Source organism: Sphingobacterium sp. NGMCC 1.201703 (genome assembly GCF_047784615.1).
Classification (GTDB): domain Bacteria; phylum Bacteroidota; class Bacteroidia; order Sphingobacteriales; family Sphingobacteriaceae; genus Sphingobacterium.
The window spans coordinates 357,850-370,248 of sequence record NZ_JBLOHD010000001.1 but is presented as its reverse complement, the minus strand read 5'-3'; the positions used below and the strand labels follow the sequence as shown (position 1 = coordinate 370,248).

Here is a 12,399-nt window from a genome sequence, read left to right as displayed (position 1 = left end):
TTTCGAATCAGTATTAACAAATTAAAAACAACAAGGCATTAAGTGTTCAAGCAGTCCATGGCGAGAAAACTATTAGGAATTAATGAACAATCTTATAACAATAGTGTAGCTTACTATCTTTCTGCTAAAGATTAGGCATTATCCGCTTTCTGTTTTTTTTGGATTTTAATAGTCGTTATTCTGGTGGCGATATAACGTTTTGGTATTGAAATAGAAGAAATCCCCATAGCACTAGATCATTAATCTTGCTGAGGAATTCATTGATGGTTGTAATTTTTGTTTTCATAATCTTTTTTGGTTTATGAAAACGAAAATCACTCGATTAAAGCAAGCGCTCTTTTGCTATTTAAACAATAGAGCGAATACCAATGCTTTGACTGTGGCACCGCAAAGAGCCCCCAAGACAGAGTCTTGGTTCCACAAAGACTAACATGGTATCCGCTCTATTGGAATATGTACAAAGATACATTAAATCCAATAGAAAGCGAATCCACGATCATCTCATGCGGAATTTTTGCGGTTTTCAGTCATGAGTGATTTCGTTTTTTGAGTGGTTATTGACACTCAACATTTCGCAATCATAATATTTACAATACAAATATAACAAATAAAAGTAAATAAAAGGACTACTTTTTTTAAAATAAATTATGGGACGAAAAAAGCTTGATGAGGTAATTAAAATTAATAGAATATCTGACGAACTTAAAAGATTAAAAATTTCCAATTTTCTAATCTCAATTTGGACAGGTGTTCATATTAAAACTGTCAGCTATTGGCGAAGTAATAATATCCAACCCAGTGAAGAAAATCTAAATCAGCTGGGAGAACTATTTGAAAGAGAAAATGCGCTATTAAAAGTAACAGGCCAAACCAGAAGAAATACCGGTCTTGCCAAGGCATTGGATCAAGAACTAAAACGCCTAATGAAAATCGAGAAAATCCCATTTGAAGTTGAGGTTGATAAAGAGGTCAAAAAAGGTGAAGCCAAATCTGAAAGCGATGCTGGAGCAGATGATACACAAAGTAAGAAGTCAACAAAAACCATTAACCCACTTCTGGTAAAGAAAATTAAAGCCTTTGCTGAGGAGTATAAAAAGAACAATCCTCCGGCGTTATTGACCTATTTTAATAAGCCCCTATCGAAAATTACCAAGGATGAATTAAAAGGTTTAGATTTATTTATATGCAATGCTACAAATAAACCTAGTTCAGTAGAACTAGCTTATCAAGTCTTACACTCTGTGAAAGATCAACCTCAAGTGATTGCCTGCTTTACCACACTCGCAGATGCCAAAAACTATGTTGATTTAATTCAGCGGGGCTATATTGAGTTGAGCGAGGAATAGATAAACAAAATTAAAACTGGCTCAGGCAAGATGAATTTATTTCAAAATTACATTACTAATAGCTATTTAGAAAATGAAATCAAATTGCTTCCGATAGATGTAAATGTGGCACCAAGTAACTCCAAACGAGGTATTTAATTACATTGACAAATGTATGACGGAATATGATGATTTCCAAGAAGTAATTATAGACGAATTAACATCTGAAATAGCTAGTATCAGTGGAAATACAGAATCTCTTAAAACCGATTTCAAAAAGGAATCCTACGACGCATTAAAAAAATATTACGACATCCATAAAATCAATAAAGCCTTTTCAAAAAGGAAATACAAAAATATACGAAAAATGGAAGTAAAATTTTTTGAACCTCGAAAAGGTCATACTCTTGAAACAGCGATAAGGCAGTTTATGCACTGGTATGAATTGGATCAGCATTCAAATCAAACACAACCTGAAGAGGAAACGATGACAGATTGATGTGGTTTATTTGATTTTAATTGAAATAAACTCAATATTAACTTGCAGAACTAATTTATGCTTATTATGGAAAACATCAATAAATGCAAAGAGCTCATTGGAAAAATATATGTGTTATATATCAAAAGTAAAATTGGATTAGCCCAAGCCCATATAACAAGAAGTCCGAAATTCTATTTTGAGAAGTTCAATATTCAAAATGACCCTAAAATTAATATCGAAATATTAGATTATCTCGTCACGAGTGAGTCGCCAGTCTACGCAGAGCTATCAAGAAAAAGCTGGGTACTCTTTGTTCTCGAAATAACGAAAATATTATCCAGATCAAAGGGTGAAAAATTTGGTATTGGAAAGCTTTATAATAAACTTTTAAACAAAGAATTCAAAGAAAACATTTCATTAGATTGCTTCAATGAGGTTCTAAAGGTGATCGAAGATAACGATCAAGATTCAACACTTAACAAGTTAAAATTGCTACGTGATAAATTTTACGCTCATACGGATAGCCAAATCAATATTATGACACAAGATCTGTTTCCCACCTACAATGAAGTTTGGGAATTAATGGATGTCATAGAGCGATTTTTAGTAGCAATCTACTCGGAATACGACGCTGGTATAGATTTACGAATTGATAGATTCTTGAATAAGTATGCAAGAGAGTTTGAAAAGACTTACAAATATTATCAATATACAACAGATTTGGCAGAGGTTTACCGCTTAGAAAGACATTTCAGTAAATTGGAAATTGAGGTTTTTAGAAAAAAACATCAGCATAAATAGGTTTATATATTTTCCAAATTAATTAACAAATCTATTTATTACAGGATACCATAAAAGATGTATTTCATCAAATCTTATTTTAGATAAAAACATTTTAAGATGGGAACAATTACAGCAATCAAACCAGGACCAAAGCCTAAGAAACAAGATGGCACTCCCGACAGAAGACAACGGGTAACACCCGACACTAAACCGAAGCATCCGGATCTGAAACCACACAAGCATAAACCATGGGATTCGAAGTTGGGTTAAAAAAGTTCAGCTATCTTGTTATAGCTGAACTCTTTCTTATTTTTAAGATTGACAATGCCCCCTATTAGAAACTCTCCTAAAGCCGAGAGAGCCGAATATCCTAACTTTAGTTTTACTTTCCCCTACCGAATAATATCCCCATTCTCATCTTTCAAAATCAGATAAAAATTATTGGACTGCGGGTCATAACAACTAAACCGAGCATATAAAGCTCCATCTGGAATAGCTATTTCCTGATTGCTGATAACCATATCCGTCTGCGGATAAGCTGATAGAAAGGCCGCAGCACCATTATTGCTATAAAATGCAATCCTACTGCCCTGATTACCAAATCGGCCATTGTAAAGGATCTTCTTCGCCCCCATCAGATCCACATAGCTACTGACACCCCAAAGGGCTGTTGCTGCTGAAGTAGTTCCCGACGCATTAATAATCGCAGACATTGTCAAAGAAGGGATCACCTTCGAAGGGCTCTTGTCAGCTGTCAATAAAACTTCTATATCTATAACCCGATCCGCATCAAAGGAATTAATAGAAAGCTCTTTGGTCTGAGCATTAAAAGCGATAGATCCCACTGGAGCAATATCCCCCAGCCTATTTACCAAAACACCCGATTTGATCTCACCGATATATTGACCATTGGCAGATTTTGAAGTTACAATAGCATTATGATCACCAATATTAAGCACTGAATTGGCAGTTTTACTTGGCCTCCAAGATTTAAGTGAACAAAGAGATACCAGTCCATCTTTTTGATTTGTGACAAAGAATTGCGCATTTGTCCCGTTTTCCTGAAAAGTTACTGTAGACTGATCCTTAAATCTGAACCCATCGACCGCAACAAGTGCAAGTCCGATAGCATTCGTTTTAAATGTATCCTGAATAGAAACAGACTGTGATTGTTTATTGAGTTCAGCCGCTAAAGCCGGATCGATAAAACCTGAGGCATGCTCAAGCACAGAGGTAGCCGTATTACCTGCCGCATGGAAATTTTTGATCCCCCGATAGTAATAAGGTGATTTATCCTGACGCTGGCTGTTGTCTACACTACAATTGATAATATTAACACCATTGGCGATGTAATCAGCTTTTGTATAGCCCGTCCAGCTATTCTTTACTTCGCCCGTTTCACTTCCGGTGCGCAAGATGGTTCCATTGACTTTATTTCGGTAGACCGAAAAACTACAGTTTTCGATATTGATATTTTTATAGACTTCCCAAGATCCGGCGACAGGCTCTTCTGGCAATGCCATCCGCATAAAACCAACAGCCATAGGTGTCCCGATATGCTGTACGTTTTTGATATACACATTCTCGGCATAGCCTCGAATACTACCAAATTCTTTTAACAGGGCTTTCGAAGCGGAAGATTGATTGATGATCTTGACATCCTCAATCCAGATATTCTTGACATAATACAATTGTGTATGCGACATAAATTTCCGCAGGTCGGCATATTCATCGGTGATAACCCAGGTGGTATTTTTGACTCTGATATTTTCTACAAGCTTATCATTGTCATAGCCCACAAACTTAAATCCATCTCCATTGACCGAATAAAGATTTTCGGCATAGACGTGGCTTGCCTGTACATAGATACACCGCTCAATAGGATTGATAGCACGGATATTGGTATACGTGGTAAAGCTCCCTGAACTCAGGACACAGTCCATTCCATAAGGCTCTGGAATGGTGGGTATATCCTTCTGGACAAAATTGGCACTTTGCTCCTGGGTATTGATCAATTCGATATTCTGGAGATAGCTATTCCAGGTATTATTTACCACACCCGAAGCCGCGTTGTAGAATTTGCAGTCTGTAATCAGCAATCCCTTGGAAAGCGACAGATTACCGCCAACATTTCGGTCAGTCGTTATGCTTGAATGGATGTTGTAGGTGATAATATTGCTGATCTCGCCACCCATTATGCCAGACTCTTCAATCAGTCCCATTGCACGATATGTCCCGTTCTCTTCGGGAACAATCGCCCGACAAATAATATTACGGTAATAGATGTAACGGTCAGCCTTTGCTCCAGTGGAATAAAATAGGGTGCGGCAGTTGTGCGCGGTGGTATTGGTACCCCAGTTATTCCGCAGTTCAATCTCAAGGTCGGTCATATGCAGGCGTTTGACATTGGTCGTATTGATCTGAACATTACCATCAACGATCAGTTTTGCCCCATTGATCGCCCTGAGCGAAGATCCGCCCATTGTAGCACGAGATCCTGTTGCCTGGACCAATGTATCGCGACTGAGTATCACTTCTTTTTGATATTTTCCGCCATAGACATTGGCAAAGTAAAATGCATCAAGGTCGTTGGTCAGCCCATCACAATAGGCTCCAAAATATAAAATATCAACTCCTTCGGTAAAATGATGAACAAGTTTATTGCCACTGACTACAATAACACTTCCTCCATCTTCCCCTCCTTGTTCGGTAGTCGACAGATAATAGATAATCGGCCTTGGAGTATCTCCTTTTTTGTAATAGCCCAATAGCTTTACCCCTGAATAGATGGTTGTGGTTCCCTGTAGTCCTGCTATTTCTTCTGCGGAGAGGTTCCTCATCTCCTGCATGGTGTTCTTAATTAAAATCTGATTTGCCATAGTTCTTTTTTCCTTAAAAGTGTATAGCAAAAGTAGGCGGGTTATTGGTGCTATCTGAGGGAAATAAGGTGTATGTAAGCGGTAACGGGCAGATACCGAAAAGTCTCTTTATTGCCATGCAAATGAATTTGACGATAGCTGAATATTTTTAGGAAGGATTATTTCCGGAGTCACAGGCGCTAGCATGTCGACCGCAATAGGTTTCCACTTTAATTGTTACCATTTTATATTCTGTTAACCTGCACCCGCAAGGGCTGTCTCTGCTAAAAATTTCCTTCTTTTCATATACCTGATGCTATCGGTCTAATTTCCGCCCGCTTTTTAGTCTGGTAGAAAGTTCATCATGTGCAGTCAAATCCAGCCGTAGCGGCGTAATGGATACCAGTTTATTTTCTACCGCCCAGCGATCTGTCCCTTCCTCCGCCGGTTCAAGTGGTATTACCGTGATCCAATAGTTTTTTCTTCCCACAGGATCCTGACCAGGTACTACATTGCCATCATAGAGCCGCACCGATTGCCTTGTCCATACAACTCCCTCTGGTTTTGGAGGAAAATTCACATTATATAGTGCAGGGCCTTTATCATTGAGCAAGATCTTGAGTACATCGGCGATCCATGGAGATAGTCCTTCAAAATCTGGCTCCGTCTTGCCGACTGGGGTACTCAGCGCGATACCGGTAATACCCAGGAGCATGGCCTGCTTTGCCGCAGCAAGTGTGCCTGAATGCCACATGGAATTACCAAGGTTGGGGCCCATGTTAATGCCTGAAAGCACAACCTGCGTATCGGGAAACATATGCAAGCCCAGCGTCACGCAGTCCGCAGGTGTCCCATTCACCCGAAAGGCATCAATTCCCTCAAATGAAATGGGGGAACTACGATAGCTCAGGGGGCGAGAATGAGTAATGGCATGTCCCATGGACGACTGCTCGACATCTGGCGCAACAATCCTAACGGTACCAAACTGCCTCGCGGTCTTTGCTAAAGCTGCAATGCCCGGCGAATAGATACCGTCGTCATTGGTGATAAGTATATTCATAATAATTGTACCTTTTCTATGAAAACCAATCTCACGCAGGCTTTGTTCAGCTGATATGAAAGAACATGGCAAAAAAGTAAGATTAGTACACAATCCAGCTGCGGGGGATGAAGACAATGGGGACAAAGACGAACTTTGTCAGCTTATTGAAGAACTGGGACACCATTGCACAGTAGTCGCTAAAAAAGATGCCGTCAAAAAGATCGATCCAGAGACCGACCTAATTGCCTTAGCAGGCGGTGATGGCACCATAAAAATGACTATTATGGCGCTCTTAGAAAAAAAGCTACGATTTAAAAGACCGATAGCAATCTTGCCCCAAGGGACAGCAAACAACATTGCCATTTCTTTGGGTATTCCTTTGGACTGTAAACAGGCTATGGGTCTATGGAGTCATTTCCAGCTTAAAAAATTCGATGTCGGGATGGTAACAGGTCTAGGACGCAAACCTCTACATTTCGTCGAATCGATTGGTTTCGGTGTATTCCCTTTACTGATGGAGAAAATGGATAAAAAAAACACGAATGCCGCCAGTGCAGAAGATGAAATTAGGATCGCCCTCGAACAGCTTCGAAAACTAGCACTTACATTTCCAGCCAAAGTGCTCAAACTCGTAACTGCTACGGGTAGCATTGAAAAAGAATGCATTATGGTCGAAGTCATGAACATATCCCGCATGGGGCCTAGATTGGTGCTCGCTTCGGACGCTGATCCGGGAGATGGACAATTTGATATCATCGTCGTCACCGCTGATCAACGCCAGGAACTGGTTGCTTATATAGATGGGTTATTGAAGAAAAAGAATGTGACATTTAATATTAAGCCTATTAGAGCAAGCCGCTTAGCGATGGAGTGGCAGGGAACAGAATTTCACATCGATGACGAGTGCAAAGGTTATACTGGGCAACGACTAAAGATTTCATTGCTCGATAGCTTGATAGAAATTATTGTAGAAGGGAATTGACGGTGTATTTAGGCGGTAGTGGCGAGATACTGAAAAGTCGGGGATTTTATGGCTTTTGTGATCATTTACGCAATTCATCAATCCGTCTGGATGGAGACGGACTGATTCAGCAAAGATCATTGCTAATTTGCAAAAAAGAAAAAGCTTATGATCAACTTAAAAACTTTCTATATCGCAATACTCATTGCAGTAAGTTATTTTACCGTAGCAGCACAGGTAAACTCCAAAACAATTTCCAATATCACCATAGCCCAGTTGCATAAACAGCTCGATACTATTATACGAAAGGAAAATATCCCAGGTCTGATGGTCTCGATTGTCAAAAAAGATAGCATGCTATACGTTGGCGGACTGGGCTATGCTGACCTTCAGAAACATCGTGCTGTAGATCAGCTCACCCAATTTCACTTCGCCTCTGTTACAAAATTTTTCGTGGCAATGGGGATCCAGCAACTAGTCGCCAAAGGAAGGCTTAAACTCAGCGACCGCATTCGCGATATAGCACCTGAAATTCCTTTTAACAATCGTTGGGAAGATACAAATCCGGTGAGGCTGATTCACCTTTTGGAACACACCGCTGGATTTGATGATGTACAGCTCAACAGTATGGTAAATAGCGGTGAAAAGCCTCTACTTGGTATCGAAGCGATCAAGGCCGTAAGCAATTCGCTGACCGTCCGCTGGAAGCCAGGAACGATGATGTCCTACTCCAACCCGGGTTATAATGTACTCGGTTATATCATCGAAAAAGTGACGGACATGCCTTGGGATAAATATTTAGAACAGCATATTTTTTTACCACTAAATATGAGTAATAGCTTATTTGACCGCAATGGAATACGTAGGCCTAACTTCGCCACAGGTTATGATTTTCAAGATGGTGAATTCAGGCCTATGCCGTTCTATCAGCCGGGCAGCAACGGAGCTAGCAGCGCATTGGTATCAAATGCCCATGATATGGCCAAATTTATGCTTTATCTGCTCAATGGCAGTGCCAACAGCGCACTACCAAATAATGCCTATTTAAAGGAAATGGAGACTATCCACAGTACCCTTGCCAGCCAGGCGGGATTACAGACTGGCTATGCACTGGGAAATGATCTATTTCCGAATAATAAAAAGGTTAGCCTGCGAGGCCATAACGGCAAAGGGGAAGGTTTTGTATCCTGGCTATTTTTTAATCGCGAAGCTGGTATAGCTTATGCCATAGCAGCGAACAGTGTAGTCAATATGTGGCCGATCTCGCAAGCAATCGAAGACTTTCTGACTAAAAACATATCCACGCCGAAATTGACCAGCTTACCGATAGATGAACAAAAAATAAAACCGCTATTAGGCTACTACCAATTTATGAATCCCAAAAATGACCGTTGGGAATTCTATAGGCGGATCTTTGGCAGTATTGAATTAAGGGGGATCAGCAGGGATCGGCTTCTCGTCAAAAAAGAAAACGGACAGGTGGATTCACTGATCCACATCGGCAATGGCTTATTCCGCGCAAAAGAGGATATTATTCCTTCCTTTGTATTAGCCAAAGATTCCATGGGCCAACCTTTCTTTCAGGGTTATGGCAATAGTTTCTATCGAAAAGTTCCTCGGGCTTCCATACTCATACAGAAAATCCCCATCTATCTAGGAATTAGTGCCATTTCGATTTATATGATTTTTAGTCTGGTAGGAATAGTGCTTACACTCTTTGGAAAAATGAAGCTGATGGACCTCGGAATTCCTTTATTGCCAACAGTAGGAACCTGTTGTTTTATTGCAGCCTATCGGCTCATGGGATTGACAGATGCCAGTCACAAGGAGTTGTTTACGTCTTGTAATGCAACAAGTTTTTCTATTTTCCTGGGCATGCTCTTATTTGCAATATTTGTTATCGTCAGTAGTTTGCTCCTCTATAAGCGTTGGTTTCAATTAACTCCGAGATGGTTGCGTCTTCTCTTAGCATGCTGTAATTTCTTTTTATGCTACTTGGTTGCGCTGCTGTCTCTAAATGGCTGGATCGGCGTGCCGATCTGGATGATGTAACTCATTTGGCCAATTATGTTTAAATTCACAGAACAAAGATAGGTTAATATAAACCATGGTCAACATACTCTATACTTTTCACGCTTTTTCAGCTGGTGCACTTTGGTTGCTCGGGACTTTAATCTTTATGGGGGTCAACAAAACAGGTCTCCAGGCTGACCGCTGGCTGGGCACATACTATTTTCTGTTGGCATGCTTATTTACCCAGCTCTTTCTCGAAGGTTTTCATATCGACAACGGAGCTTTGATCCATGTTCTTGAACTACCCCGCTGGGCCACCCTCCCCTGCTTTTATCTTGCTGTTCATCACATGGTCAAACCAACGACGCCGATTCGGTATTGGGGATTACATTTTGTGCCTTTCTTGGCTTTTCTGCTTTTTTCTGCTATTTACTTGATACCGGGACTTTTTAATAATTACATCCATCCCCCAAAATTACCGCAGTGGATCATATTTGCAGTTAAATATTTATTCTTTGCACAATGTATCTTTTACTGGATTGCCTGTTACAGACTCTTCAAAATACATCAAAAAAACATTCGCCAGCTGTCTTCCTATATGGAGAAGATCAACATGATCTGGTTGAAATATCTATTGATCGCACTATTATTTATGATCCTTGTCCGTTTGCTGGCGTTGGCTCATTTTGTATTTAACTCCTTTGCACCAATCCTATATTTTATGGGCTCATTGGCACTTGGGTACGCAACTTTAACACAGCGGTCAATATATGCTGTTGAATCTACCGATAATCTGATTGATGAAAGTGACCAACCAAAGAAAATTAAAACCGAGGAGCGGTTGACAGAACAACAGGTAGACACATTAAAAGAAAAAATCGTACAGAAAACAACAGCTGAGAAGTTATATCTGGATCCGGGCCTAACCCTCTCATCCCTCGCAGACCATATCGGCATCAATCCGCATGATCTTTCTTATATCATAAACAATGGCTTGGAGAAAAATTTTTACCAGTTTATCAACGAATTGCGCACGGAGGAAGCGAAAAGACTATTATTATCCGAAGAGGCCAAGCGACTTGATATGTTTGGGGTAGCGATAAGTGCAGGTTTCAATTCAAGAACAACTTTTTACAGCAGCTTCAAAAAGGCAACTGGTATTACGCCGACAGAATATATGAAAGCCCATAGTAAACAATCAACTTAAGGAGGAAAGTGAAGTTTGTTCGATTGCATCCATTCGGACGGTTAACCTATCGAAAAGACCTAATCTTGTATCATATCAACAAAAAAAATTATGATACAACAAATTAAACCAAGTATTCGCGCAAAAGCGATAAGCAAAATTTCCAAAGCAACATACGGTCTTCTAGTGGGAGCATGTTGCCTTTTAGCCTCGTATGATACACTTGCGCAGACCACCTCCCCAAGTGCCTCCCTCCAGCAAAATCAGACTCCGCTGAAATCATTTCAGGGCTATTACCAGCTCCCCAACAAAGTAGCTTTCATTGCTTTCGACGAGCAAGATAATACGCTGCATGCAACACAGCTATGGGATCAGAAAAAAAGATTTCAGCTCGTCCGCAAAGATGATACGCATTTTGAATCCAAAAACGAAGGCTATGCGATAGAATTCTTAAAAAATAGCGCTGGAGATTTTAGCCAAGCCAAGATCCTGGGCAGAATTGTATGCGAACGTGTACCGTTTGACCCCAATAAAATTGCGAATCTTACCGAATCTCAACTGAAACAACTTGCCGGAACTTACCTCATGGCCAACGACAACAATCTTAAAATTACCATTGAACCTTTGGCACAAGGCATAATCCTTAAACAAATGTGGGATAACAAAACAATTTCATTTACCCCTCGCTCTGAACTTTTCTTCCTCAACGAAGATGGGACCTTTCCTTTGACATTTTCTGTTGCCAATGGCAAAGTGGAGCAGATGACCTGTTTTGAAAAGGATCTTTGGTTGAAGGCTGATTAATAATCCTAGTAAAAAAATAGTATGAAAAGAATGATTGTCTGCTTATACTTTATTCTCCTGAGTATAGTGCAACTAAAGGCGCAGCAGGTAGCTGACGAACAGTTTCATTATCCCATTGCCGATCCGCACCATCGGATCGGTGATGGACCACTGCTCCTATTTGACGAGGCACACAACAATCCAGTTACTTTGAGAGGAACTTATGCCGCATTTTCAACTCTTCTGCAAGCGGACGGATATAGGCTTCGCAGTGCCAAAGAAAAAATTAATTTGGATAGATTAAAAGAAGCAAAAATATATATCAGTGTAAATGCAATATATGATCCAGAAAACTGGAGCTTGCCTGCCCGTTCGGCTTTTACTGATAAGGAAATAGAACTCCTTCGGCAATGGGTAAACGACGGCGGAAACTTATTTTTGGTCACAGATCACATGCCCTGTGGCGGATCGGTACAGGCTCTTGCCGCGGTATTCGGCATTCATGTTATGAATGGTTTTGCACTACGCAAAGATGGGCGGCCCGAAATTTTTTCAAGAGATAGAAAATCGCTTTTGCCCAATGAAATTACAGCTGGATCAAGTACAGAAATAGACAGTATCATGTGCTGGGGCGGCACCGGATTTACAGTCCCAGCAACCGCACAGGTTATTTCTTTGTTGGACGATGAATATGAAATTTATTTACCTACTGATGCTAATCTGATAAAAAGGCCTATACCAGACGATATACCCCGATTGCCGGGCAAAGGATTTGCAAATGGTGCATACCTTCGATTTGGGAAGGGAAGAATTGTGATATTCGGAGATGGCGCTCCTTTTTCTGCGCAACTCCATGGCATTAAAAGTGAAAAAAGGGGAATGAATCATCCTTCTGCTTACCAAAATGCGCAGTTTCTGCTTAATATCGTTCATTGGCTCGACCAATGAACGATTAGCAAATACCAGT

At 40.4% G+C, this 12,399-nt stretch carries 11 protein-coding genes; 9 read left to right on the top strand and 2 right to left on the bottom strand.

Annotated elements, in window-relative coordinates; genetic code table 11:
• The first annotated feature begins 647 nt into the window (after positions 1-647).
• The 4 genes from ACK8HY_RS01520 to ACK8HY_RS01505 all read left to right on the top strand — a co-directional run bounded on the left by ACK8HY_RS01520 (position 648) and on the right by ACK8HY_RS01505 (position 2,859).
• Positions 648-1,346: a hypothetical protein gene (locus ACK8HY_RS01520; protein ID WP_416132504.1), complete on the top strand. Its 699-nt coding sequence runs from the start codon at positions 648-650 to the stop codon at positions 1,344-1,346.
• Positions 1,347-1,500: 154 nt separating this feature from the next.
• The gene (locus ACK8HY_RS01515; protein WP_416132503.1) at positions 1,501-1,824 is read left to right on the top strand and encodes a hypothetical protein; all 324 of its coding nucleotides are present in this window, start codon (positions 1,501-1,503) and stop codon (positions 1,822-1,824) included.
• 66 nt (positions 1,825-1,890) lie between these two features.
• Positions 1,891-2,607, top strand: a complete 717-nt coding sequence (locus tag ACK8HY_RS01510; protein WP_416132502.1) for a hypothetical protein — start codon at positions 1,891-1,893, stop codon at positions 2,605-2,607.
• Positions 2,608-2,706: 99 nt separating this feature from the next.
• The gene (locus ACK8HY_RS01505; RefSeq protein WP_416132501.1) at positions 2,707-2,859 is read left to right on the top strand and encodes a hypothetical protein; all 153 of its coding nucleotides are present in this window, start codon (positions 2,707-2,709) and stop codon (positions 2,857-2,859) included.
• Between the two features lie 122 nt (positions 2,860-2,981).
• Here ACK8HY_RS01505 and ACK8HY_RS01500 read toward each other — a convergent pair whose 3' ends face one another.
• A complete protein-coding gene (locus ACK8HY_RS01500) occupies positions 2,982-5,468 on the bottom strand; it encodes a hypothetical protein (RefSeq protein WP_416132500.1) in 2,487 nt (828 codons plus the stop codon).
• Positions 5,469-5,763: 295 nt separating this feature from the next.
• On the bottom strand, positions 5,764-6,507 hold the full coding sequence (gene surE, locus ACK8HY_RS01495) for a 5'/3'-nucleotidase SurE (protein ID WP_416132499.1): 744 nt from the start codon (positions 6,505-6,507) through the stop codon (positions 5,764-5,766).
• Between the two features lie 55 nt (positions 6,508-6,562).
• Between surE and ACK8HY_RS01490 the strand changes: the two genes are divergently transcribed.
• The 5 genes from ACK8HY_RS01490 to ACK8HY_RS01470 all read left to right on the top strand — a co-directional run bounded on the left by ACK8HY_RS01490 (position 6,563) and on the right by ACK8HY_RS01470 (position 12,380).
• Positions 6,563-7,471, top strand: coding sequence for a diacylglycerol/lipid kinase family protein (locus ACK8HY_RS01490; RefSeq protein ID WP_416132498.1), 909 nt, complete (start codon positions 6,563-6,565; stop codon positions 7,469-7,471).
• 147 nt (positions 7,472-7,618) lie between these two features.
• Positions 7,619-9,502, top strand: coding sequence for a serine hydrolase domain-containing protein (locus ACK8HY_RS01485; RefSeq protein WP_416132497.1), 1,884 nt, complete (start codon positions 7,619-7,621; stop codon positions 9,500-9,502).
• Positions 9,503-9,557: 55 nt separating this feature from the next.
• The gene (locus tag ACK8HY_RS01480) at positions 9,558-10,670 is read left to right on the top strand and encodes a helix-turn-helix domain-containing protein (RefSeq protein ID WP_416132496.1); all 1,113 of its coding nucleotides are present in this window, start codon (positions 9,558-9,560) and stop codon (positions 10,668-10,670) included.
• 90 nt (positions 10,671-10,760) lie between these two features.
• The gene (locus tag ACK8HY_RS01475) at positions 10,761-11,453 is read left to right on the top strand and encodes a hypothetical protein (protein WP_416132495.1); all 693 of its coding nucleotides are present in this window, start codon (positions 10,761-10,763) and stop codon (positions 11,451-11,453) included.
• Between the two features lie 21 nt (positions 11,454-11,474).
• Positions 11,475-12,380, top strand: a complete 906-nt coding sequence (locus tag ACK8HY_RS01470) for a hypothetical protein (protein WP_416132494.1) — start codon at positions 11,475-11,477, stop codon at positions 12,378-12,380.
• Positions 12,381-12,399 lie beyond the last annotated feature (19 nt).